Origin of the sequence: Vibrio sp. 10N.286.51.E5, assembly GCF_041469125.1 — a bacterium.
GTDB classification, from domain to species: Bacteria; Pseudomonadota; Gammaproteobacteria; order Enterobacterales; family Vibrionaceae; genus Vibrio; species Vibrio crassostreae_C.
Window position 1 is genome coordinate 25,960 of sequence record NZ_JBFRJZ010000036.1, and the last position, 25,836, is coordinate 51,795.

Consider the following 25,836-nt stretch of genomic DNA (forward strand, 5'->3'; position numbering starts at 1 on the left):
CTGTGGCTATACCCGTACCTTAAAAACGCTCCTTACAAACGCTCGTTACAAGTGCTCCTTACAAACAATTGTCGTAATCCGTTATCGCCTGCTTTAACTTTGAAAAGTCTGAGTTACATAAATACGGTTTCAGCGCTTCAAATTTATCTGAGGGCCACTCGTATATTTTGAATGACATGAGTTCGTCAATAACGGACTCATCAAAGCGGTATTTGACGACTTTAGCTGGAGAACCACCGACAATGCTGTATGGAGCGACGTCTTTAGTCACCACACTATTCGCTGCAACCACAGCGCCTTCGCCAATCGTCACACCGGGCATCACCATCGCTCTCATGCCTAACCACACCCCATCTTCAATGTGAGTGTCACCTTTGCCAATGTAGGCATCGTCGATTACATCCATAAATGGATACAGCGAAAACCAATCAACTCTGTGGGTATGGTTGCCACCCATTAAAATCACAACCTCTGCGCCAATGCAGACATAATCGCCGATATGGAGTTCGTCGATTTCCCATCGAGGCTCCCACTGGCGGCTGACGTCGTCGCCATGTAAATAACGGACGACAGATTGCTCGAACCCATTATCCCAGCAATCGCTGTAATAACTGTGTTGACCTTTTACGTGAATATTGGGGTTGGTTACGACTTCATGCAGCAACTCGAATTTGGACCAATGCTTCTTTTGCATTTTTACCTCTGAATGATCTATTAAGTTTTATTCGTTAACTATCAAAATGTTCGACGATGCAAATCCAAGGTGCACAAACTAACGCCCTATAAACACAGGGTTCACTGGGATGAATAGTGAGTATCACGCTTAAATCATAGCAATATCGCTAAAACTAAAGAGACGTCAGTGGATTCGAGGTTGCTTAAGAAGAGGAAGTAGTTTCAAAGTTTGCTCAGTTTTTATCGATAACTTGGTTGGATAATTTACAGGCGTAGTGTAACTGTTTAGTCGCGCCAATTTGACAGGAAGATGTGATTAATAAGGTTTCAAATTTCGTTTCGTGGAATACGGAATGAACAAGAGCCTGCGCGATTACACAGGCTCAAACTTAGACTCAGCTATAAACTTCGGAGCTCGCTTGGAGCTGGGCTCAGCGACTACATGCGTGCAAGCTGTACTTTTCTGTCTTTATTCACCACGCAGAAGTTACCGCGCTTAGTACGACACTTAGAGCATCGTTCGCATTCAACAGGGCTTCTATCCCCTTCCTTCCAACGCTTCACTAAATGGGGTTCAGAAAGCAGCGGTCTTGAAAGCGCGAAGTACTCAATGCCCGTGTTGTTTGCAATCGCTTCGATAGCATCAAAATCCGTTAGACCACCAACCGTGATCACTGGGATATTAACGTCTTGGCTAATCGCGTGACCATACTCATGGAAGTAGCCTTCAGCTTGAATGGTAAAACCATCGTGCGACTCGCCAATCATAGTGTCTGCTTTGCCATGAATATTGCCTGACACGACAATGCCATCCACACCCACTTGTTCAAGCTTTTTACAGACAATACGTGTTTCCTCAAAGGTGACGCCACCTTCAAAAAACTCGGATGCCGTGAGCTTAACTAAGATAGGGAAATCATCACCCACTAGCTTACGTGTCGCGGTATAGATCTCTAACAAAAACCTCATGCGGTTTTCTAAGTTACCGCCGTACTCATCTTCACGTTGGTTGTAGTAAGGGCTTAAGAACTGATTAATCAGGTAAGTGTGAGCAGCATGAATTTCAACGCCATCAAAGCCTGATTTTTGTGCTCTCAAAGACGCTTGAGCAAACGCATCAACAATGTAGTCGATCTCGTCTGTGGTCATCGCTTTGCCTAGAGTTTGAGTTCCTTTTTCTGGAACCTCACTTGGTGCGTAGATTACTCGCTCGCCAAGGTCATGCGTGGTTTTGGTGCCACCATAAGCCAACTGCATCACGATTTTAGAGTCGTTGTCGTGCACCAGTTGAGTCAGCTTTTGATACTCTTCAATGAATGAGTCGTTATACATACCCATCATGCCTGCATTCGGCTTTTCTTCTTCAACTATGTTCGCGTAGCCCGTCACGATCAGGCCGACTTCACCTTGAGCCAACTCTTCATAGATAGCGTACAGTTTATCTGTCATATGCCCATCTTCGGTGGCCATATTTTCCCACGTTGCACTTCTCATGAAGCGATTCTTTAGTGTCATCTTGCCAATGTGGGTTTCTGTAAACAAAGTGCTCAAGTGTCTTCCTCTCAAAATCGTGTTACGCAAGTTACCCATTAAGCATGGGCACTGATTCAGGCGGATACTACAGAGAATAAGGCAGCGAAAACTTAATCTAGATTAAGAGAGCGGCACTCTCATGTGAGAAAGATATAGAAAGCATCAAAAAGAGATAAAAAAGATTGGAGAAATGGTAACAAAAGAAAGTCGCTAAGTTTTAATAAGCGACTTTGTTCAATTTAATCTGGACTAAGTCAATGGTTCTTACGAGAGGTGTCCACCTGCGAATTTCTGCCTGCTAACAGTTATTTGAACTCATAGGTGTAAGACGCGCCAACACTGTTATTTTCACCGAAATCGTCCTCAGCAAAAATAGTGAAGAAGTTGAATGATTGAGCGTCACTCAACTTGTAGCTAGCACCGACGCCTGCCCAATACCCTGAATAATCATCAGACCCCATTGAACCGCCACCGAAGCCCATAATCGACCACTCATCCGTAATCGTTTTTAAACCAAAGGCACCAATGTAGCCACCATGTGTTGAACTCGGCATCAATACATAATCAGAGCCAACGTTATCATCATCGAAAACCGCCACTTCGCCATCATTATAACTGTAGCCAGCCATAGGGAAGATTTGCCAACCGAACGGCTCAATGTCGAAATAACTCAGTGGTATAAATGTGCCAATACTGTAGTTGTTCTTATAAGCATCGTTGTCATATTCAGAACGGCTAAAGTTGAAGTTAACAATACCCATAGGCAACAGCCATGAGCCGCCTATTCGCCATTCTTCGCCATCTGCGTTAACACGAGCATTGATCATTCGTGCTTCATCAAGCCCAATAGACCCAGAGAACTGCAGATCTTCGTTATAAGCAACGCCAGCTTTGGTTACGATTTTAGTCGGATCATCAGGGTGCTTCTCTTCAGCAAAAGCACCCGTTGAAAATAAAGACACTAAAGTAATGATTAGTAGATTACGTAATGTCATTAGAAGGTCGCGCTAACACCAACAAAGTGGATACGGCCATCGAACGAACCATTCAACAGATTAACTTGACCAAATCGACCATATCGATCCATCTCAACTGAACCCAAATCAGCGTATTCATAGAACACATCAATTAAGATGTCGTCCCAGTAGGTAGATGCGCCAACTGAGTAGCGGTACTGTTCACCCACAGGAAGGTCAACCCATTGCATTGACGGATCGTCTTGCGGAGAAGTTTCGTAAGAGAAGCCAGCTTTCAAACGCCAGTCTGAATTCAATTGATAATCCGCACCTACCGCAAATTTCCAAACGTCATCCCAGTCACGCTCAATCGGAACACCATTAATTGGACTTCCTGCTATTCCAAAATCAAGAACGGTTGTATCCCATTCACTCCAACGATGGAACTGAATACTAGCAAGCAGGTCAAGTTGAGAGTTCAAAGCATAGCTCGCACTGACATCGATGATTTCAGGTAAAGCAATATCAGTTGATAATGAATTCAATACGCCTTGGTTAATAACGCCATTTACATCATTGTTAAACTTATGCTCTAGCTTAGAACGGTAACTTGCGCCCAGCTTAAGTTTATCTGTCGGTGTGTACATTACGCCAAGGTTATAGCCGTATGCCCAGTCAGTATCTTGCTTCGCAGTAAGCATTGACGTTGTTTGTTGGAATGCAGCCCAACTTAATTGTACACCCGCCCCAACCGACCACTGGTCATTCAGTTGGTAACTCAGTGATGGATTCACTTGCATCGCAGTAAGCGTAATATCTTGAAGTAAAAGATGACCTGCCCATTCGTTACCGTAATCAAGGCTAGAGCCGCCAACAGCGCCAAGCGCGATACCAAGGTGTAATTTGTCTGTGACTTGATGAGCGTGGAAGGCACCAAATGACGGCATTACGGAATGAGCTTTACCATCTGGATTACCACCGTTATCTTGATACTTCATTTCAAGATCGAATGCCATGGTGTTGATGGTCGTTTTGCTTTCGCCCATGTGAGACATAGTGGCAGGGTTTGTCCACATCGCCGCTGCAGATCGAGTGTAAACACCATCACCAGCGCCAGTAGTACCAGCGTTGGCAACGACAGCTTCTTGCAAAAACAGGCCACTTGCGAATGCATTTAAGCTCGTAAAAATTGCAGTGGCAGCTAGAGAGTAAGTAAAAGTTTTGTTCATCAGAGCGCTCATTTAGCCTTAGACATTAAATTGCTCTAAGGTTACCGCAAAGCTCAATAAACAAAGGGAATATCCATTATTCCTGTACAAGCGCTATTTAAACTTTCTGGCGACGTAAGGGCGTAGTTTGTCTCGATGAATTTCACGTTGAGCAGCAATCGCCCTGTTCTTACCTAACCCAACCTTTATCTGATACCAAGTTTCGCAGAATACAGCCATGCCCGGGCTTGACCACCAAGTCTTGTTGTAGAGCTTCTTGTTAGCAGCGACGACATCTGGCGACCGATTCGCACACTCAAGTGCCAACGCATAGGCTTCAGCGTAAGGATCTTCGGCAATCTTGGTCACCAACCCATATTCTTTAGCGGTTTCACAGTCGATCACTTTGGCCGTCATCGCCATTTCAAGGGTGTGATCTTTACGCATCAGCTCTCTAAAAGCGATAGCGCCTCCCATGTCTGGAATCAGACCCCACTTTGCTTCCAATATAGAGAAGTTCGCATCCGGGCTAGCAATTCTAAAATCACCCCCACTGACCAATTGCAGGCCGCCTCCCCAACAACGACCATGAATCGCAAAAATGACAGGGCATGGAATATCTCGCCAACCCAATGAAAAGCGTTGTGCAGCGTTAGGCAATGTCGGTAGCCATTTAAACAAGAGCTTCATCGCCCCAGATTTACTGGTTAATAGGGACTTAACATCAAGCCCTGAACAAAAATCAGAACCCTCACCTTTTACTATTACGGCACGAATCTCGGTGTTCTTTTTCAGCTGAGTCACCATGTTATTCACGCCTTGAAACATTGCCATATCAATAGCATTGAGCTTATCGGGTCGATTCAACACAACCGTCGCAATTTGGTTTTCATCGATAGAACAAGTAATACGATCGAGGTTTGGCATGGTGGCTACCTTATCAGTGGTCAGACCTTTAGGTTATACATTTTATTAACATATGCCAAACTTGCACATTAAGAAGCGAGACCTGTGTTGCTTAACGTCTTTCCCTTTACACAAATGACATCAACAAAAAAGCAGTGATGGATCGCTCCATTCACTGCTTTTCATCCGTAGCTTTTATCGCCAATGGCTTTGATTGCCAGTAGCTTTGATTAGCAATGGCTTTCGGTCATGAGCAAAACCTATGTTCTTCGAGATTTCAGTAGCAAGAAGATAAAGTAGCTGCCAGCAATAATGGAAACTAACGTCCCTGCCGCAAGCTGCGCTCGGAACACTACCACTTGCCCTAAGCAGTCAGAAAATAGCATATATTCTGGTAACTTAAACCAAAGCGCTGAACATTAAAAAGGCCATTGAAATTCATCATTTCAATGGCCTTCTCGTTCCTACTAGCCAGGCAGCTAGCTAATTACCTAAGCAACTAACTGAGCTGAGACTCTCTCGCTTCTTGGCTACTGAAACCACGCAAAATGTTAAACAGGGTAATCAATGTGAACAGCATGATAACGAGCGATAAATGCCACGCTTCCCCTAACCCTAACTGAACCAGGCCCATACTCACAATTGAAGACACCACCATCTGCCCGCCACCAGACATCGCAGCCGCCGCGCCAGCGTTCTTCTTATAAGGCAACATCACTAACGCCTGAGCACAAGGTAACGCAATACCATTACCAAGGATCATCAAGAACTGGCCAAGCATGAGATACAAAGGTTCGAGTGGACAGAAGAACAGCCACAAGGCCGCAGCAACGTGCAATACAGGTGTGCATAACAGAGTTTTCTTGTTACCCAGCATAGGGCGAATACGGTTACATAAGCCTGTTCCGCCAAGCATGCCTAATGCTGGAATCACCGCCCACATCGCGTATTCATCTGACGTCATACCAATCTGGTTTTGCATGATAAATGGCATCACCGACACAGTGGTGATCATCAAGCTAAAGTTAAGCCAACCGATACTCGCAAAGCTCATAAAATAACGAGAAGTGAGTAACTCTTTATATTGAGAAACCATTCTCTTAGGCGAAGGGATCGCCGAAACCTGAGTGACGGTTTCCTTAAATTTGAACGCTAACACCACCCAAGCTAATGAGACATAGCCAAGTAGCGAGATAAACACCATGCTCCAGCCAAAATGGAAGTTAATGAATCCACCGATAACGGGCGCGATCAAAGGTGTTATAGACGCAACCATAGCAATGTAAGACATCGCCAAAGGCAAGTCTGCCCCACTGAATCTGTCTCGCGTAGAAGCACGAGCAAGTACCGCGCAACAACCGGTTCCTAAGCCTTGCAGGAATCGCCCCATCACCATGCTAGTAAACGAATGGCTGAAGAAGATGATCATCAATAACCCAAGCATGGCAATCAACAAACCGCTTAGCAGTACCTTCTTGCGTCCCAAAGCATCGGAAATAGGGCCATAAATAAACTGGGAAGGGCCAAAGCCTAATAAATACACACTCACCAAAAGCTGAGCTTGCTCTAGCGAGACATCAAAATCTTTTGCGATCCAAGGTAAAGAAGGAAACACCAAGCCCATACTGAGCTGGCCGATACTGATGACCAAGCACGCAAGTAAGATCGATTTAAAATCAAATCCACCACTCATCGTTTAATAGGTCCGTTCGAAGAAAAATCGTGCGTATCTAACTCACAACATAAAAACTGAGAAAATAGCGAAAATGCTGCTGGTGAGTTGTTCATAATGCTCCGACGGGATCAAATAGAGAAAGGCAGAGTAAACATACGTGAGCTTGTATAATCATACAATAGGCGTTCAACTAAATATGTGAATAGTCACTTTTCAGCAACCTCGGCTTTCCGCCAATCGGTCACAAGCGCTAGACTAACACTAGATGCTCATAATCAAGGGATTTCAATGAACACTCATCACCGTATTTTTTCATGTGCTTTGGCGCTGCTTGCCTCTGGTCCTATAACGTCAGCCTTTGCATGGCAGGCAGAGAAGATCACCGACGGACTCGTGATCCCTTGGGGACTGGCTTATGTCAACGATAAGTCCATGTTAGTCACAGAAAAATCAGGCGTCATTAAACATGTCGATTTAAAAACAGGCGATCAAAACACACTGTTCAGGCTGCCCAATGTATGGGCGAAAGGCCAAGGTGGATTATTGGATATCGCACTCTCCCCTTTTGAAAACGGAAAGTTCTACGTCACTTACAGTAAAGACGTCGATAGTGAAGGCGTAACGACACTGGCTTCTGCTAATTACAGCAATAATGAAGTCACCAATTGGACAGATGTGTTTGTATCTAAATCTAGAACGGACACCGGACGTCACTTTGGTAGCCGTATCACCTTTGATGATAGCCACCTGTATTTTTCAATCGGCGACCGTGGTGATCGAGACAACGGCCAAGACACCATGACTCACGCCGGATCAATATTACGACTGAATGCCGATGGAAGCACACCAAGCGATAACCCATTCACGGATAACAACAAAGTGCTCAATGAAATTTGGAGCTTTGGCCATCGTAATCCACAAGGTCTGTATTACGATTTCCCGACTCAAAAGCTTTGGTCGATTGAACACGGCCCTCGCGGTGGTGATGAAATTAACCTAATAAAAGCGGGTGCCAACTATGGGTGGCCTGTCACCTCACACGGAAAAGAGTATTGGGGCCCTATCAGCGTTGGCGAATCGGAAACCAAAGATGGTATTGAAGCGCCAAAAAAAGTCTATGTTCCTTCAATCGCTCCGGGCAGTTTGCTTGTTTACCAAGGAGACAAATACCCAGAGCTGAAAGGCAAACTGCTGGCTGGCGCACTAAAACTTACTCACATCAATATTGTGACAGTCAATGAACAAGGTGAGGCAATCGAGGAAGAACGCATTTTAGAGGACTTGGGCGAAAGGATAAGAGACATCGAAACTTCACCAAACGGAGACATCTTCTTCAGCACTGATAATGGCAACCTGTACCGCTTGAAAAAGTAGCCGAGACCTCGTTCAAGTAAAGGCACTTACCTTACAACGACATTTATAAATATAAGCCGTTAAAAGTGGGCTCAACGCCCAGTTAGCGGCTTTAAATTTGCAAAAATGAATGCGCTAAAACAGTGCATTGACTCCAAATTCGTCATCAATTTCGACCTCCTTTTTCACAAAAACTACAACAAATCACCATACAGCTGTAACTCCATGATATTTAAGGAATGCAAAGTTTGACTACCCCCAAGTTTCTGCAACCTTTCCCTATGTATTCGATTGACTATCCCCTGATTTGATTTAGACTCGTTCCCGGCTAGAAAGAAAGTTCTTTGTATATAAACATTTCGTTGGATTACTAGTAACCCCGTTGTGTTGTACGCAATAGCAATAAACTTTTCCGCGCTATCAGTGCCACAATTGGCTCAAAATAAAAATTTAATTTTAGGATATCATCATGTCTAACACAGTTACTGGTACAGTAAAATGGTTCAACGAAACTAAAGGCTTCGGCTTCATTCAACAAGAAAACGGCCCAGACGTATTCGCACACTTCTCTGCTATCACTGGCGACGGTTTCAAAACTCTTGCTGAAGGCCAAAAAGTTGAGTTCGTAGTATCTCAAGGTCAAAAAGGCCCACAAGCTGACAGCATCAAAGTACTTTAATTTAGTATTTTAAAGCTTTCTAAAAATAGCCAGCCTCTGCTGGCTATTTTTCTACCCGCTATTCAGAGATTTAAGGTAATATTCCCCTTCACTATTTCTACCTAAGACACCCTCTCAATGGCTCTTAAACCGACAATCTATAAGTTTCGTATCTCTTTAACCGATATGAATCGCGACTATTACGACTCTTTCAATCTAACGGTTGCACAACACCCTTCTGAAACAGAACAGCGAATGATGGCTCGAATCATGGCTTTCTGTATCAATGCGTCTCCTGAACTTGAGTTCACTAAAGGGTTGTCTAGCATTGAAGAACCCGATTTATGGCAAAAGTCGTTAGACGATCAAATCCTAGAATGGGTTGATGTAGGCGAACCTGATCCAGAGCGTGTTAAGAAGGCAACTCGCCTATCTAAATCAGTACGCGTATTCAGCTTCAACACTAAATCAAACGTTTGGTGGGAGCAGAACAAAGGTAAATTCGGCTACCTAAAAGCTCAGATCGTTCGTCTAGACAACGATGGTATTGAGCAGCTAGCAGCGATGACACAACGTACGATGGATCTTTCAGTCATGCTGACGGGTAACTCTGCTTTCATTAACAGCGATACTCAATCGGCAGAAGTAACGTGGGAAGAGCTACAGAGTAATGACTGAGCGTCCAACCCCGAATAATTCGCAAACAGCAGCTAGCCAGCTAGAAGAAGCCAAGCAACAAGCCGACGCGCAGCAAGAAATCAAAGCTAAACAACAAGCTAGAACCAAGCTTCACCAGTGTTTAAAAGAAGCAGGTTTAGGTTCAGTCAAAGCGCTCTCGACAGGCTACGAGAAAGAGCTGTCGTCATTTATTGATGAAAACCACGCTTTGTTTAAACACGCTTGCGAGAACAAGCCGGAGAACTCTGCACGTCAGACGTTGCTTGGCTTGCTAACCAAGGAACATATCGATGCAAGCTATCGCTTTGAAAGCAATAAAGAAGCGAATGAGGCGATGCAAAATGTATTCGATAATACAGTGGGAACTGAGCACAGCGACAAGTTTCAAAACTCTAACGCTCAACAGTTAAAACTAGTCACGCATTTGTGGTTGTTCATTCAAGGACGACTAGGAATGGATTACAGCCTAGCCAATGATCACGCAGCTGTAGCCGCTACGCTACTGTCTCGTATATCGAGAAGCAGTGATGATGAGATTCGCGTAGAGTTCATGGCGAGTTTTTACGATGGTTTGAGCATCTATCAAGCCGAGAACAAGCCATCCGGTATTGTTCACCACTTAAAGCGTTTGTTTAACCTTTCTTAAGCACTCCACCAGCGACTGATTCTAGTTACGCTCTATATGCTTTCAACAAACGTTAAGATATAGAGCGTGCTTTTTCTGCTTGGCCGCAACAGATTCCCTATTACGTTCATTCTTCACTTTAGGGAATAACAGCATTCTCAGCCATTACAGTTGACTTCATTACAGGCGTAAAAAAGCCCCGCATAAAGCGAGGCTTAGAATATATTTCAATGAACATCAATTTACAGAGGCTAAATTGAATTCATCTAATAATGCAGTGAATCAACGCAGGCCGTGTAAGAACTCGTGGCGCGTTGCTGGGTTTGATCTGAAGATACCGCCTAGAGCTGTTGTTGTCGTTTCGCTGGTTGCATCCATTACACCGCGAGATTTCACGCAGTAGTGAACCGCATCCATGGTTACAGCAACGTCATCGGTTTCGAGTAGCGTTTGCAATGCAACAAGGATCTGCTGCGTCATACGCTCTTGAACTTGTGGGCGCTGAGCAAAGAATCGAACAATACGGTTAATCTTTGAAAGACCAATGATTTTTCCACGCGGGATATAAGCGACCGCAGTCTTACCATCAATCGTCACTAAGTGGTGCTCACAAGTACTGGTCACGGTAATGTCTTTTACTCGTACCATCTCACGAACGCCCATCTTGTTTTCGATTACCGTAATTTTAGGGAAATTGGCGTAATCCAAACCAGAGAAAATTTCATCCACGTACATTTTAGCAATACGTTGCGGTGTTTCTTCCAGACTATCGTCCGTAAGATCAAGTTCAAGGAGAGTGAGAATCTCACGCATATGGTGTTCGATTCGTTCCTTTTTCTCTTCTCGGCTAACCTGGTTTGGACTCATTGGTGTCTCTAAACCACGGCTTGCTAGCGCATCTTTAACCAACTTCGCTGATTCGCTAAGACCTGACATTGAACTTCCTCTTTTATTACCCCTTCTGGATGGCAAACAAGGATACTCGGAATTTTGAATAAATACACCCATATTTTAAGGGAGGTCATTATTTACGGGGCTTAAACTGTGCTAGAGTGGCTAGAATTTCGTTGGCGAACCATCATGATTTGATAACTATTGAATCCCTATTGCCAACCGCCAAATCAAAATAATAACGATCAAAGGATTTCAATTATGGGCTGTTGCGACGCTCCGGGCTTGATGCCAATTGAAGAAGCACTAGATAAGCTGCTATCACCAATTCAACCTATTCAAACGACCTTATCACTGCCATTAGCAGAAGCATTGGGTTACGTACTTGCTGAAGATATTCTATCCCCTATTTTCGTCCCTCCTTTTGATAACTCAGCAATGGACGGCTATGCACTGCGCTTAGCAGACCTAGAGAACAGTAAAGTGCTGCCTTTAGCGGGCAAGTCCTTTGCAGGTCAACCTTTTGAAGGTGAATGGCCAGCAAACACCTGTATTCGCATTATGACTGGCGCAAAGATCCCGGAAGGTTGTGACGTCGTAATCATGCAAGAAAACACGGCTGAAACTGACGCTGGCATTGAGATTCAGCAAGACGACATCAAGCTGAACAATAACATTCGCCCTACCGGTGACGACATCAAGCAAGGCGATATCGTTCTTAGCCGTGGCGAACGTTTAACACCTCGTGACATTCCAATGATTGCTTCGCTCGGTGTGAGTCATGTAACTGTGGCACACAAACCTAAAGTCGCTTTCTTCTCTACTGGCGATGAGCTCAAGCCATTAGGTCAGCCTCTTGAAGATGGTCAGATCTACGACAGCAACCGCTACGGTATCAAACCACTGATTGAAGCGTTTGGTTGCGAAGCAATTGACCTAGGTATTATTCCTGATTGCCCTGCAACGCTTAAAGAAACCTTTGTAAAAGCGCAAGAACTGGCAGACGTAGTTGTCACTTCTGGTGGCGTAAGTGTCGGCGAAGCTGATTACACCAAAGACATTCTTGAAGAGCTTGGCGAAATCGGCTTTTGGAAACTAGCAATCAAACCAGGTAAACCATTCGCATTTGGTGAGCTAGACAACGCTTGGTTCTGTGGCCTACCGGGTAACCCAGTGTCTGCAATGATGACTATGTATGTGTTAGTTCAACCTATGCTGGCTAAACTTGCCGGTCACACTGCGTGGACAGCACCAGAATCGATTCCTGCGATCACTAAATCTGCATTCAAAAAAGGCCCAGGCCGTACTGATTATCAACGTGGTATTTACTCGATTGAAAACGGTCAGTTTGTAGTAGAAACAACCGGTAACCAAAGCTCTGGCGCTTTCCGCTCAATGAGCTTAGCAAACTGCTTTGTGGTACTAGAGCGCGAACGTGGCCGTGTTGAAGTCGGTGAAACGGTTCAGATTCAACTGTTTAACTCCACGCTTTACTAACGAGGCTTGCTGATGGAAATACTGTCTGACGCAGAGATGCTTCGTTACAATCGCCAGATCATTCTCAAACAGTTTGATTTTGAAGGTCAAGAAGCGCTGAAACAGAGTTCAATCTTAGTGTTAGGTGCGGGTGGTTTAGGCTGTGCCTCTGCTCAATACCTTGCGACTGCGGGAATTGGTAAGCTAACACTGATCGACGATGATATTGTCGAGCTTTCAAATTTGCAGCGACAAGTACTTCACACCGATACTGATATTGGTAAGAAGAAGGTCGATTCTGCCGCTGAATCTTTGCAGGTATTGAACCCGCATCTGACGATTGAAACTGTCGAACACAGGCTTGATGACGAGGCACTTGGCAAGTTAATTGAAGCACACTCGCTTGTTCTTGATGCCAGTGACAACGTCGAAACGCGCAATCAGTTGAACCGCTTATGTTACGCATCTAAAACGCCTTTAGTTTCTGGTGCTGCGATTCGCATGGAAGGTCAGATTAGCGTATTCACTTATCAAGATGAAAATGCACCTTGCTACCAGTGCTTGAGCGCTCTATTCGGCAACGCTGCTCTAAGCTGTGTTGAAGCCGGTGTGATGGCACCTGTTGTTGGCATGGTTGGCGCGGCTCAGGCTTTGGAAGCTATCAAGGTTATTGCCGGGTTTGGACAACCAAAGCAAGGCAAGCTTTTGATTCTCGATGCCATGTCTCACAGCTGGCGTGAAATGAATTTAATGAAGATGCCTAATTGTTCGGTGTGTGGATAAGCTAAATCATATCCCCTCTTATCGAAAACTTAAGCCTTGACTATATGTTGGGGCTTTTTTATATCTCAACGTCACCATCTCAACTCGCTTTATCAATTTGAAATACTCTATGAGAGATTAGTTTCATTTGAGTTCTCATTTTGAGAATACAATAAAAAAATCAGCACCACAAAATATAATCGTTAAAAATCAACATGTTAAATTTGGCACATAACTTGTAACTGTATCTGTACCTTCCATCACAAGGATGTAGATATGAGAATTACAACGTTAAGTTTGCTATTAAGTGCCCCTCTAGTCGCCAACGCAGCGCCATTCGATACCTGCCCTAGTCAAGCATACCTCTTTCAGTCGAAACCCGTTGAAGTTTGGGGTGTAAACCTAGTAACAGGTTCAACCACACTGTTAGAAGACGATACGGGTATGAATGCCAATATCAATGGTGTCGGTTTCGACTTTCAAGACAGATATATTTATGGCTATGACACCACCAACAAACGTTTAGTGCGTCTTGGTCAAGACTTCCAAGCAGAAGTTATCAATACCAGTGGCTTACCAACCGATCACACTTTCTATGTCGGCGACGTCTATGACCATGTTTACTACTTGTATCGTACAGGTAAGGGACTATTCACTGTTGACCTCTCTCCTTTAGACTCTGATCCGAATGCGACCGTCACGGTCAACAAAATCGCAGGCAGCCCTGCAACTGTAAAACTGACTGATTTTGCTTTCCATCCAAGTGATGGCTCTTTATATGGCATCGACAATAACTCGGGTGGCTTGTACAGCTTCAACCCAACTACAGGTGCAGAAACCTATATTGGTGATACCGGAGAAACAGGGACGTTTGGCGCAGGTTATTTTGATGTAAACGGCTACTATTACGTATCTCGAAATCAAGACGGTAAGATCTACCGTATCAACCTATCCCCAGATAACGCTGCAAACATCGCTGCAGGTGTCGTTCCTGCTGTAGAGTTCGTATCGAATGGCCCTTCTTCGAATCAAAATGATGGTGCTCGCTGTGCGAATGCGCCTGTCGTAGATGAAGATTCCAACATCGACTTCGGTGACGCTCCAGATACCTATCTAACGTTATTAGCAAGTAACGGTCCTCGACATGAACTAGATGGCGTGACTTGGTTAGGTACAGACGCGCCCGACGCCGATCTTGACGGCTACGTAACACCGCAATCGGATGAAAGCGTGGGTATTGATGATGAGTGGGCGAACGGTGGTATCGGTTTTGTAACCGCACTTGAAGCTGGTCTTGATTCAAAAGTGGTGATTGAGGCTTCAACAACCGGTTACCTTTCGGCTTGGATAGATTGGAACCAAGATGGCAGTTTCGATGGCGACAACGAGCAAGTGTTTACAGATTACGCGCTCGATGCTGGTGAAAACGATCTGTTCCTAAATGTCGATATCAACGCTCTGACCGGTACGACGTGGGCTCGCTTTAGATTCAGTCAACAAACCAACCTAAGTTACTTTGGCGGTTCAACCTCTGGTGAGGTGGTCGATATTCAAGTCGATGTTCTTAACGATGGTGCCACTGCTCGTTACTTCCCAAGTGCTTCTGGTTACGCAACGCTCGCGTACGAAGATAACTGGCCTTATAAAGCTGACTACGACATGAACGATGCTGTTCTTATGTATCGTATTACTGAAATCCTTAAAGATGGAAAAGTCGTTAAATCAACTATCGACGGCCGCCTAGCTGCTGTCGGGGCATCGTACAGAAATGGTTTTGCTGTTCGACTTCCTAACCTCGACCCGAGCTTGGTGAGTAGTGGTAGCTCTTACATGAAACACAACGGCGTATTCACTGACCTTGACCTAGAAGATGGACGTAGCGAAGCAATCTTTGTTATCGCCAATGACCTGACAGAAAAAATCAGCACTGGCTGTACCTTCTACCGCACCAGTAATGGATGTAAAGAAGATGAGCAGTTCTCGTTCCAAATTGGTATTACTTTAGCCGGTGACGGTGTGAGTACTGGCAGCTGGACCGATATGCCTTACGACCCGTTCATCTTCGCAACGCCTGGGTATTATCATGGTGAAAACCTACCTCTACATCCAGGACGCAGCTGGGAGGTTCACTTGCCAGACCAAGCTCCAACCGAAGCATTTGATACCACTAACCTCTTTGAAGCTGGTTTAGGCGTCGATGACAGTAATCCATCAACAGGTAAATACTTCAAAACAGTAGAAAACCACCCTTGGGCTCTCATAGTAACTTCGGATGACGAATGGGAGTGGCCTCTAGAGTACGTCGATATTGTTACCGCTTACCCAGAGTTTAAAGAATACGCAGAATCCGGCGGTGAAACGAACCAAACATGGTACCAATCACCTGCAGACAACCAACGTTACGAACCATAAGGAGAGACGTTATGACTATTCACACTAAACAATATCGAGACAATCATTGCGTTGATTCAAGCCGCAATCTCTCTGAGGAAGAACGTATGTCTGTACAAAACACTTGGAACATGAAGAAGTCACTAGCCGTTATTTTAGCTGCAGCTCCATTAGTATTAGCCGGCTGTGGGGGCGGCGGCGGTGGAGGCGGAAGTGCATCTACTCCATCGCCATCTACACCCTCGACACCTGCAACCCCGTCGACTCCGGTAACAGCAACACCATCGCCGTCTCCCGTGACAGGTGCGGTAGCAGCGCAAAGCTATACGATGAGTGATTTAGTGGTACCTGACGGCTTTGACTACAGCTCTGTTGAACAATTTGATCTCGACATCGACATCAGCAGTATTTCGACAGACCGTTCTTTTGTGACCGTTTATAGCCGATTTAGTACAAGAGATGACTCAACCTTGAAGCCGGATTATTCCAGTAAAGTCATTGCAGGCCCATTAGATAATGGTGTGTTCGCCTCCAACTTTGCAGCACCGGTAAACCATGAAGCACTCTTGATAGAGATTTGGTTCTACGATGGTCAACCTCCATTACAACAAGTGGTTTCCAGCGGCGATTCTCAGATTGTCTGGCAGTAAGCCGTTTAACAGCAGGTAACTTGTCGTCAGCGAGGTCTATGACGAAACCGATTCAAAATTGATTGTTTGTAAGTAGAAAGTGAGCAGAAATGCTCACTTTTTTATTTTCGCCGATGAGCGGTTAATTCAGATTTCTTAGCCAGTAACATTCACTTTACCGCCAATCTCACTTATATTTTCAATATAACCTTCAAAGACTTACTCTCATGAAACAGTTAAAAATAGGTCTATTTATATTGATGTGCGGTGTGGGGGTGCTATTGGCCCTCTCCTATTTCCCGCTAACATCTGAGACGGGACAACGCATTCAAGCCAAAGTAATTTCGAACACGCTCACTCAGTCCTTAGATGGGCACAGGCGTTATCTTACGGTTCAGACAAAAGATAATGACGTATTTCGGGTCTCTATTGCTCCAACCACAGACTGCCCTATTGATTCTGTGGTCGCGCTTGATACATTAAACAATCAAATAACCGGACAAAGCAGTTATCAGTTCATCCACTGTCGAGCTGCACAGTAGTAATCGATGCAACAACTGTATTCATAAAAGCAACAGTAATCTCTCTAACAACAAGAATCGCTCTACCACTGTATTCGCTAAAACAGTAAGAATCGCTAAAACAACAAGAATGGATATAACAATAATGAATCAGCCACTCATCTCACCACAACAACTTCAACAACGTTTGCTAGCAGAAGACAATATCATCATCCTCGACGCCAGCATCGAATTTCAAATTCCAAGCGAGTCAGAAAAGATCAAAGGACAAATGATTCCTGGTGCTATTCGTTTTGACTACGACAAAGACTTTTGTAACAAGCACACTCTGCTTCCTCACATGTTTCCGAGCGAAAAACACTTCAACACTCGCACAAAAGAAATTGGCATCAATCAAGACAGTACGATTGTGGTTTACGATAACTCCGGAACCTTCGCTTCTCCTCGTGCGTGGTGGATGTTTATGGCAATGGGACACAACGACGTATTCATCTTAGATGGCGGTTTGCCAGCTTGGATCGAAGCCGGTTACGCGACCGAGACTGACTATCGCACCGAAGTAAAAGCGGGCAATTTTGAAGGCCATATTCAAGACAACTACTTTGTCAGTGCTCAGCAGATTGAAGGTTACTCAACTGACAAGAGCGCAAACATTGTAGATGCTCGTTCTCAAGCTCGTTTCGATTCAGAAGTTCCTGAACCACGTGAAGGCTTGCGTAGTGGCCATATACCGAATTCTATTTGCCTACCATTTGCCCAAGTACTCAAAAACGGCAAGTTAAAGTCCCAAGAAGAGCTTATTGATATCTTTTCAACGCTAGAATTAACGCCTTCTCAACCTATGTTCTTTAGCTGTGGCTCTGGCGTAACAGCTTGCATCATATTATTAGCCGCTAAACTCGCTGGCTATAACGGTGAAATGGGTGTTTACGATGGTTCATGGACGGAATGGGGTGCTAACGACAAACTCCCTATCGCCGTGACTAAAAAGTAATTCAACTTCGCTTAATGCAACTATTAGAATATACTGCGCATGCATAAAGAGCTTACTGATAATGATGGCCCCACGTCTCATGAAGTAAGCCTCTATGTCGCAGTTAACGCTATGTTCATTTGAGACCAAGACTCGATTCACGCCGTTTGATTTGTAACCCACATCAACTTGCTAACCATAATTCGAGATTAATCATAAACTAATCGTTATCGACGTTATGAATACTAATTTTTCACTCAAGAATCTCTGCTCGTAGTCGTTACACTATTTAATCATTAATACTTTCATCATTGATGTTTGTATTTTTCGTTGCATGAATCGCGCTGACAACCCAATAGTTTGTCACTTGCAGTCTGTTAAAAGTAGTAACCAACAAAGGCACCTCATGGCTCTATTTAAGCAAAATATCTGGTCGCTGTACGCGTTTGTCGTACTACTGACCCTGATACTTTTCGCCGCGTTGGGAATAACAAACTGGAAAGCAAACAGAGACGACTTCATAGAGCAGCAACACATTCAGGTTGAGCTTTTTTCTAGCTCCGTCAACTCGCTGCTGACCAGTCAAGAAGCCTTGTTAGAAGTGGTTGGCCATCAACTGGCTCAACAATCTGATTTCACACGTACTGCGTCTATCCAAATTAGGCCAATTTTAGACAAGCTACTTGAGACCCACCCTGCGATTGCAGCGTTTGGCTTGTTGAATACCGATGGCGACTACCTCTCGATCAGCTCAAATCTCGAACTTGCGAATCAAAGGAACTTGCTGCAATACGCGCCAACAAGAGACTCCTTCTTAGACGCCCTATCAAGCAGTAGCATGGTGCTTGGCCGTACCTATTTTCAAGAATCGTTGAATAGCTTGGTTATCCCATTGAGAAAATCCATTTCAATCGATGGCAAGAAAACCGATGCAGTAATGACCGCAGGGCTACGACTAGACGCCACGATCGTATTTGAAAATAATGCTCATGCCGGAAGTTTCAATACACTAAGCCTTATCAGAAAAGACAGCTATCGCCAGTTTTATTCGAGTGATATCGAATCTGAGAGTGCGTATTCCTCTCCAGTAGGCAAAGAGGTCATACAACGTATTGCAAGTATCTTTACCGACCGCTTCGGAATTAGCGTGCAAGAAGCGATGAATAGGCAAGAAACCTACTCTTTTGTCGTCGACGATGAACAATACCACTCTTTAATGAGCGCAAAATACATCCCAAACTACAAATTATGGGTGGTAGGACGTACGGATCTAACTCACGTCGATAGTATATTCATACAAGAGTTCAGCATTCTTTTCGTTGCCTTTATTTTTCTTCAGTTTGGTTTCTACTTTTTGGTTAAGTCGATTGCCAAGAATGAACAACGGACTCGTAGCCAACTCATTTATCAGGCGAACCATGACCCTTTAACCTCTCTGCCAAACCGTTTGTACATGCGTAGAAACATTGGTAAATGGATTGACGATGAGTCAGAGCCGTTTTCGCTGTTGTTTATCGATATCGATAACTTTAAATGCGTCAATGACACCCACGGGCATGACTTTGGAGATAAGGTTCTCAAACAGATCGCTTTGCGTTTGATGAGGTTCCGATCTCGCCTCAGCCTATTGGTACGTGAATCCAGTGATGAGTTTTTGTTCTTGACGCCCTTGTCGAATGAAGCTGAAATTAAACGACTCGCCAAGCGCATTATTGAAGTGCTTTCTCAACCTTATGAAGTTGAAAGCGCTCAGTTTTTGTTAGGTTGCAGCATCGGCGTAGCGCGTTTCCCAGAACACGGAAAAGATCTGGATAGCCTGTTACGTTCTGCCGATATTTCAATGTACAAAGCGAAACAGCAGCAAAACTCGTACAGTATTTTCACAACGGAAATGCAAGATGCTCATCTCTACAAAATGAAAGTAGAACAAAGGCTACGCATCGCTATCGAGAAACAAACGCTGTTCATGGTTTTCCAACCGCTGGTTCGTGCAAATGAAAGTATTCATGGTGTAGAAGCACTCGTGCGCTGGATTGATGAGGAATTGGGTTTTGTTCCGCCAGATGTCTTTATACCGATAGCAGAGAACACGGGTTTAATGCAAAAACTGGGGACTTTTATTATTGAGTCCAGCATTATGCAGATCGCCCACTTGCACCGAACAACAGAACAAAAAATCGGGCTGTCGATCAACATATCAGTGCGTCAGTTTTCTCATCAATCCTTCTCTGAGCACTTGTTCGCGACACTAGAAAAGTATCAACTCTCTCCTAGCTGTTTAACGCTAGAAATTACCGAGAGCTTGTTCATTGAAGATGTGACTTTGGTGAAACCGACTTTTGAAGCCCTCAAAGAGAAGAATATAAAGATCTCTTTAGATGATTTCGGGACAGGTTATTCATCACTAAGTATGTTGAAAGCACTGCCTATCGATGAACTTAAAATCGATAAGAGCTTTATTGAGAACATTGCTGTCGATCAGCAGTCACTCACCATGGTGCAAAACATCATCGCAATCGGTAAGAACTTCGGCATGGTGGTATTAGCAGAAGGCGTAGAATCAAACGAACACTTCGCAATTCTAAAGGCATGTGGATGTGACTTAATGCAAGGCTATTACTTCTCTCGCCCTATTCCTTATGATGAGCTGGCTACTCACCTAAACAAGAAAGTGACCGAGCACGCGGAATGTTCTGTTTAAGAACGTGAGTTAAATAGACGAGCTAAATAAGGTAGGCGGCTAAACACCTACCTTATTTTCTAGGTATTTTCTGTTCAGTTATTTATTCATTTCACTATGCATAACATCGATCAACTGCCCGGAAGGATCTCCTGATAATTCCCAAGTAAAAATGCCGCCTAGGTCTGATTTCTTCGCCCATTCTGCCTTTGCTTTAATAGAACGCTGATCTTCAAAAGATATGAATACTTTTTTATCTGGGTTCCACAAATAAGGTGCTTGAGCTTGCTCATCATACTTATACTCATAACCTTGTTTACTGCTGTAGTTATTCATAAGATCCCAAAACATGAAGTAACCGTTTTCACCGGTACCAAACTGCGCCCCTTGTTCAGAAACTAGGTCACCTTTAGGCAGCTCTCCAGCAAAGTCTTTTGTCCCTTGCCAGCCTCGACCATAAAAAGCCGCCCCGATCACGAGCTTCTCGCTAGGAATACCTTGCTCTATCATCTGATTAATGAAGACATCAGCTCCCATTCCCCACCAACTGCGCTCTGTGGCATGTAAGTTTGTTGTGTGACCTGTTTGAGTTCCCCAGCCTCCGAGGAAGTCATACGTCATCGCAAACATGTTCGTCAAATATGGGCTAGCTGCGTTCCAATCAATTTGGGCAGCCTTAGCGCCAACACCGACAGCCGTTGAAAGCTCATAATCTCTTTGAGTCGTCTTTGATAGAGCGTCCAAATCACTTCTGATTGTTTTTACTAAAAGAGTAAAAGCTTCACGCTCTAGCGCTTTTTGCTCATCCGTTAGTTTCGTCTCTGGGTTCCAAGGCGAAGTGGTTAAGCCGCCGCCTCCTGGGTATTCCCAATCAAGATCAATACCATCAAAGAAGTCGTATTTTTGGATCAATTCAACAGCAGTTTTTGAAAAGTGCGCAATGGCTTGAGGATCTTTCGCCATCGCATGGAAAGGTTCAGACATTGTCCACCCTCCAAATGAGGGCAAAATTTTGATATTTTGATTGTCGGCCTTCAGTTGAGCTAACTGGGCAAAGTGACCTTTATAGGCGACATCAACACCCACGTCTCCGAAATCGACTTCTAACGCAGCTTCTTTATCCACAATAATCGCGGTATATGGTTGTTTGTCTGCACATTGCTGCTGAATTTGTTTTTGGACGGGCTCACCAGCACCGCTATGAGGACCACACATGCTCAAGAAGGCGTAAATAATATGTGAGAGCTTGTCTGCAGGTATGTCGTCAACGGTATAAGGGTTGTCTTTATTCAGATATTGCCAATCCGCAAAATACCCTGCGACGACTTTATCATCGGCATGTGCCTCAGGTGTGAGCATACAAGCCGTGGTGATTAAGCTAAGCGCAATGACGGAATTAGATTTAAAGATAGAACTTGATTGGTCACTGTTGCTAGAAATAGCGCGTGTGATAAATGACAGTTTCATAATTATCTCCTTTAGTGTGGCTTAACATTAAAGAGTGATAATTCTTTCAACCGCTGAACAAATTCACTATTCGAGTCATGTCTAATAGTTATCCCCCTTATTGCACTGGTTTCATCAGGGGAATTTCCATGATTACTCAAATAGTGAATTCAACGAAGCTTAAGTATCTTACGATTCACTGCTGTTTGGTTTATTCACGCTAAGTTGTTCGTCCAAGTTAAGTACCGTCAAAGCATTACTTACGCTGGTCGCTATCACATCGACCACACCGGTTCTTAGTGCGCCTAATAGAGCTAATGGCTTACTGTTCTCCGCTGCAATGGCAATGACTTCCGCTATTGGGCGAAATTCTTCCAAGGCCAAACCAATCACACGGTCACTCATTACTGTGTTTGCTGTTTTACCGTGAACATCGAAAAAGTCATAACCCGCAAAGTCACCGACGACTCCTTGCAATAAACGAGATTGAACGACCTCACCTGCGGTAAACCAACCTAAGTCGACCATATAGCTGTTTTCACTCATATCACCGATACCGACTAATGCAACATCGGCTTTTCGAGCGAGATCGAGTGTCTGCTTAACGGTGCTGTTTTCCATAAATGCGGTTTTTTGCGCTTTATTCTCGGCATAAGCCGGCGCGTATAAGGTTTCAGAAGATCCACCGTACTTTTTGGCTAGCTGCCTGCATATATGGTCGGCATTAAACATACCGCCTCTTGGGTGAATACCGCCGATACCACACACGAATTTGCAGTCTCGTGGCGTAATTACGCCAGTGTGGTGAGCAACAGACGATACGTTTCGCCCTTGTCCTACTGTCACCACCATACCGTTTTTCAGTGTACTGGTAAGATAGTTAGACACTAAACCAGCAACCTGTAATCGCTGCTTCTCTTCATTTGGTTGGTCTAGTGCTACAAGAGCACGCTTTACACCAAATCGTTCGATCAAACGTTGCTCGATCTTCGCACTAAAGACGGGGTGATATTTCACGGTGATCTCAACAATGCCCTCATCTCGGGCTTGCTTGAGCATTCGACCAACCTTTGCACGGGAGATAGAGTACTTTTTAGATATCTCTTCTTGCGTGGCACCATCTTGATAATAAGCAACCGCTACTTCAGTGAGGAGATCAGTGTTTTCTTCGGAAACATCTTGGATATTCTTACTCATATACCACTCAACCAATATTTAACAATTATTTTACCTGCTTGAAGAACAAATGTTCGATGCTTAAGCAAGTGATACACAAGTTTACACCCCGAACATATGTAACAGCAAGGTACATTTGCTCATAGTCATAACCATGGTTTTGTTGTTGATTAATTCACCTCACTTTGCTCGTTAAACGTTTGCTTGCATAGCCCATGATTACTAGAGCGAAATATATTTGACTGAAGTCACCATACAGTACTATTTACCGTTGACTTTGGGGCTAGATCGGATAAATATGGCTACATCATTTACTCATCGAGCGATCAAATGTTCTGTGCAAATGTTCGTTCGGAGAAAAATTTAAATTAATGTAAGTTTGGCTCACTGGTACAACCATTGAGAACTTCATTAGTTAGCTTGCAAATGCCCACACCTCTCCCATTAATGAGGTGTTATGCGATACATAGGATGATCAAAATGAGCAATAAATTAGAGCAACTTCGTAAACTAACAACTGTTGTAGCTGACACTGGCGATATCGAAGCTATCAGCAAGTACACTCCTGAAGATGCAACAACTAACCCATCTCTAATTCTTAAAGCTGCTCAAATTGCTGAGTACGCTCCTCTAATCGATGCTTCTATCGAATACGCAAAAGCGCAAAGCGGTGATAAAGCACAGCAAGTTCAAGATACTTGCGACATGCTTAACGTGAACATCGGTAAAGAAATCCTAAAAGTTGTACCTGGCCGTATCTCTACTGAAGTAGATGCTCGTCTTTCTTACGACATGGAAGGCAGCGTTGCTAAAGCTCGTCAACTTATCAAAATGTACAACGACGCTGGTATCACTAACGACCGCATCCTTATCAAACTGGCTTCTACTTGGGAAGGCATCCGTGCTGCTGAAATCCTAGAGAAAGAAGGCATCAACTGTAACCTAACGCTTCTATTCTCTTTCGCTCAAGCTCGTGCTTGTGCTGAAGCTGGCGTATTCCTAATCTCTCCTTTCGTTGGTCGCATCATGGACTGGTACAAAGCGAAAGAAGGTCGTGATTTCGAAGCTTCAGAAGATCCAGGTGTAATCTCTGTTTCTGATATCTACAACTACTACAAAGACCACGGCTACAAAACTGTTGTTATGGGCGCAAGCTTCCGTAATATCGGCGAGATCCTTGAACTTGCTGGTTGTGACCGTCTAACTATCGCTCCGCAACTTCTAGCAGACCTAGAAGCAGCAGAAGGCGAAGTAGTAGAGAAGCTTATCGACTCTAACGGTACTAAGGAGCGTCCAGCGGCGATGACTCACGCTGAGTTCCTATGGGATCACAACCAAGACGCAATGGCTGTAGAGAAGCTAGCTGAAGGCATCCGCAACTTCGCAGTTGACCAAGGCAAACTAGAAGACATGATCGCAGCTAAGCTGTAATCACTCTCACCAATTTCAAATAGGGGAACGTTCAGTTCCCCTACTTTTATCAATTTGTTTATCTTAATTTTTATTCGGAAGTTTCTATGAACCGCAAACATCTAGCTAACGCTATTCGTGCTCTAAGCATGGACGGCGTACAACAAGCAAACTCTGGTCACCCAGGCGCTCCTATGGGTATGGCTGACATCGCTGAAGTTCTTTGGCGCTCTCACCTAAACCACAATCCATCTAACCCAGAGTGGGCTGACCGCGACCGTTTCGTACTTTCAAACGGCCACGGCTCTATGCTGATTTACTCTCTGCTTCACCTAGCAGGTTACGAGCTTTCAATTGAAGATCTTAAGAACTTCCGTCAACTGCACTCTAAGACTCCAGGTCACCCAGAGTACGGTTACGCACCAGGTATCGAGACGACTACTGGTCCTTTAGGTCAAGGCATCACTAACGCTGTTGGTATGGCAATGGCTGAGAAAGCGCTTGCGGCACAGTTCAACAAAGAAGGCCACGACATCGTAGACCACTACACTTATGCATTCATGGGTGATGGCTGTCTGATGGAAGGTATCTCTCACGAAGCATGTTCTCTAGCAGGTACGTTAGGTCTTGGTAAGCTGGTTGCTTTCTGGGATGACAACGGTATCTCTATCGATGGTGAAGTTGAAGGTTGGTTCTCTGACGATACACCTAAGCGTTTCGAAGCTTACGGCTGGCACGTAATCCCAGCGGTAGATGGCCACGACTCTGATGCTATCAACGCAGCGATTGAAGCGGCTAAAGCAGATCCTCGCCCTACTCTAATCTGTACTAAAACAGTGATCGGCTTTGGTTCTCCAAACAAATCAGGTACGCACGACTGTCACGGTGCACCACTAGGCGCTGAAGAAATTGCAGCAACACGTAAAGAATTAGGTTGGGAGCACGGTCCTTTTGAAATTCCGTCGGAAGTTTACTCAGAGTGGGATGCGAAAGAAGCAGGCGCAGCTAAGGAAGCAGCGTGGAACGAGAAACTTGCAGCTTATGAAGCAGCATACCCTGAGCTGGCAGCTGAATTCAAACGCCGCGTAAACGGTGACCTACCTGCTGAGTGGGAAGAGAAAGCAAACGCAATCATTGCTGATCTTCAAGCTAACCCAGCAAACATCGCTTCACGTAAAGCATCTCAAAACGCATTAGAAGCGTTTGGTCAAATG

The 25,836-nt window shown here is 44.5% G+C and carries 21 protein-coding genes and 1 pseudogene; 13 read left to right on the plus strand and 9 right to left on the minus strand.

Annotated elements, in window-relative coordinates; translation table 11 throughout:
- Positions 1-58 precede the first annotated feature (58 nt).
- The 6 genes from AB4161_RS13600 to AB4161_RS13625 all read right to left on the minus strand — a co-directional run bounded on the left by AB4161_RS13600 (position 59) and on the right by AB4161_RS13625 (position 6,971).
- On the minus strand, positions 59-694 hold the full coding sequence (locus AB4161_RS13600) for a CatB-related O-acetyltransferase (RefSeq protein WP_108152110.1): 636 nt from the start codon (positions 692-694) through the stop codon (positions 59-61).
- A gap of 419 nt (positions 695-1,113) precedes the next feature.
- Positions 1,114-2,226 carry an NADH:flavin oxidoreductase gene (locus AB4161_RS13605; protein ID WP_372083469.1) on the minus strand — a complete coding sequence of 371 codons (1,113 nt, stop codon included), beginning with the start codon at positions 2,224-2,226 and terminating at the stop codon, positions 1,114-1,116.
- A 287-nt stretch (positions 2,227-2,513) separates the two neighbouring features.
- Positions 2,514-3,203 carry a hypothetical protein gene (locus AB4161_RS13610; protein WP_102393100.1) on the minus strand — a complete coding sequence of 230 codons (690 nt, stop codon included), beginning with the start codon at positions 3,201-3,203 and terminating at the stop codon, positions 2,514-2,516.
- On the minus strand, positions 3,203-4,393 hold the full coding sequence (locus AB4161_RS13615) for an OmpP1/FadL family transporter (protein WP_372083471.1): 1,191 nt from the start codon (positions 4,391-4,393) through the stop codon (positions 3,203-3,205). The genes AB4161_RS13610 and AB4161_RS13615 overlap by 1 nt, the downstream gene beginning before the upstream one ends.
- A gap of 93 nt (positions 4,394-4,486) precedes the next feature.
- Entirely contained in the window at positions 4,487-5,299 is an 813-nt protein-coding gene (locus AB4161_RS13620) for a crotonase/enoyl-CoA hydratase family protein (RefSeq protein WP_372083473.1), read from the minus strand.
- A 478-nt stretch (positions 5,300-5,777) separates the two neighbouring features.
- Positions 5,778-6,971, minus strand: coding sequence for a multidrug effflux MFS transporter (locus AB4161_RS13625; protein WP_372083475.1), 1,194 nt, complete (start codon positions 6,969-6,971; stop codon positions 5,778-5,780).
- Positions 6,972-7,241: 270 nt separating this feature from the next.
- On the opposite strand from AB4161_RS13625, the gene AB4161_RS13630 reads away from it, so the two are divergent.
- The 4 genes from AB4161_RS13630 (at position 7,242) to AB4161_RS13645 (ending at position 10,288) form a co-directional block, all read left to right on the plus strand.
- Positions 7,242-8,327: a PQQ-dependent sugar dehydrogenase gene (locus AB4161_RS13630; protein ID WP_372083477.1), complete on the plus strand. Its 1,086-nt coding sequence runs from the start codon at positions 7,242-7,244 to the stop codon at positions 8,325-8,327.
- Positions 8,328-8,775: 448 nt separating this feature from the next.
- Positions 8,776-8,985 (plus strand): cold-shock protein, encoded by a 210-nt coding sequence (locus tag AB4161_RS13635; RefSeq protein ID WP_010430417.1) that lies wholly within the window; start codon positions 8,776-8,778, stop codon positions 8,983-8,985.
- A gap of 117 nt (positions 8,986-9,102) precedes the next feature.
- Positions 9,103-9,642 carry a YaeQ family protein gene (locus tag AB4161_RS13640; protein WP_017061727.1) on the plus strand — a complete coding sequence of 180 codons (540 nt, stop codon included), beginning with the start codon at positions 9,103-9,105 and terminating at the stop codon, positions 9,640-9,642.
- Complete coding sequence (locus AB4161_RS13645) at positions 9,635-10,288, plus strand: hypothetical protein (RefSeq protein ID WP_240492681.1); 654 nt, start codon at positions 9,635-9,637, stop codon at positions 10,286-10,288. Before AB4161_RS13640 ends, AB4161_RS13645 begins: the two co-directional genes overlap by 8 nt.
- A 261-nt stretch (positions 10,289-10,549) precedes the next feature.
- On the opposite strand, the gene folE is transcribed toward AB4161_RS13645, so the two are convergent.
- Positions 10,550-11,203 (minus strand): GTP cyclohydrolase I FolE, encoded by a 654-nt coding sequence (gene folE / locus AB4161_RS13650; RefSeq protein ID WP_017061725.1) that lies wholly within the window; start codon positions 11,201-11,203, stop codon positions 10,550-10,552.
- 216 nt (positions 11,204-11,419) lie between these two features.
- Between folE and moeA the strand changes: the two genes are divergently transcribed.
- The 7 genes from moeA to AB4161_RS13685 all read left to right on the plus strand — a co-directional run bounded on the left by moeA (position 11,420) and on the right by AB4161_RS13685 (position 20,611).
- Positions 11,420-12,655, plus strand: coding sequence for a molybdopterin molybdotransferase MoeA (moeA, locus tag AB4161_RS13655; protein ID WP_372083479.1), 1,236 nt, complete (start codon positions 11,420-11,422; stop codon positions 12,653-12,655).
- Between the two features lie 12 nt (positions 12,656-12,667).
- Complete coding sequence (gene moeB / locus AB4161_RS13660) at positions 12,668-13,417, plus strand: molybdopterin-synthase adenylyltransferase MoeB (protein ID WP_372083480.1); 750 nt, start codon at positions 12,668-12,670, stop codon at positions 13,415-13,417.
- Between the two features lie 255 nt (positions 13,418-13,672).
- A complete protein-coding gene (locus tag AB4161_RS13665; RefSeq protein ID WP_372083481.1) occupies positions 13,673-15,808 on the plus strand; it encodes an LruC domain-containing protein in 2,136 nt (711 codons plus the stop codon).
- 11 nt (positions 15,809-15,819) lie between these two features.
- Positions 15,820-16,437 carry a hypothetical protein gene (locus AB4161_RS13670; protein WP_372083482.1) on the plus strand — a complete coding sequence of 206 codons (618 nt, stop codon included), beginning with the start codon at positions 15,820-15,822 and terminating at the stop codon, positions 16,435-16,437.
- Between the two features lie 206 nt (positions 16,438-16,643).
- A complete protein-coding gene (locus AB4161_RS13675) occupies positions 16,644-16,958 on the plus strand; it encodes a hypothetical protein (RefSeq protein ID WP_017077526.1) in 315 nt (104 codons plus the stop codon).
- 124 nt (positions 16,959-17,082) lie between these two features.
- A complete protein-coding gene (locus tag AB4161_RS13680) occupies positions 17,083-17,931 on the plus strand; it encodes a sulfurtransferase (protein WP_017061707.1) in 849 nt (282 codons plus the stop codon).
- 385 nt (positions 17,932-18,316) lie between these two features.
- Complete coding sequence (locus AB4161_RS13685; RefSeq protein ID WP_372083483.1) at positions 18,317-20,611, plus strand: putative bifunctional diguanylate cyclase/phosphodiesterase; 2,295 nt, start codon at positions 18,317-18,319, stop codon at positions 20,609-20,611.
- Between the two features lie 78 nt (positions 20,612-20,689).
- Here the strand turns inward: AB4161_RS13685 and AB4161_RS13690 are convergent, their stop codons facing one another.
- Positions 20,690-22,057: a glycoside hydrolase family 18 protein gene (locus AB4161_RS13690; protein ID WP_372083484.1), complete on the minus strand. Its 1,368-nt coding sequence runs from the start codon at positions 22,055-22,057 to the stop codon at positions 20,690-20,692.
- A gap of 168 nt (positions 22,058-22,225) precedes the next feature.
- Positions 22,226-23,233 carry a sugar-binding transcriptional regulator gene (locus AB4161_RS13695; protein ID WP_017061711.1) on the minus strand — a complete coding sequence of 336 codons (1,008 nt, stop codon included), beginning with the start codon at positions 23,231-23,233 and terminating at the stop codon, positions 22,226-22,228.
- 459 nt (positions 23,234-23,692) lie between these two features.
- Between AB4161_RS13695 and tal the strand changes: the two genes are divergently transcribed.
- Together tal and AB4161_RS13705 are read left to right on the plus strand one after the other, a co-directional pair.
- Positions 23,693-24,643 (plus strand): transaldolase, encoded by a 951-nt coding sequence (tal, locus tag AB4161_RS13700; RefSeq protein WP_009845571.1) that lies wholly within the window; start codon positions 23,693-23,695, stop codon positions 24,641-24,643.
- A gap of 86 nt (positions 24,644-24,729) precedes the next feature.
- Positions 24,730-25,836, plus strand: a pseudogene (locus tag AB4161_RS13705) (transketolase); the annotation flags it as partial.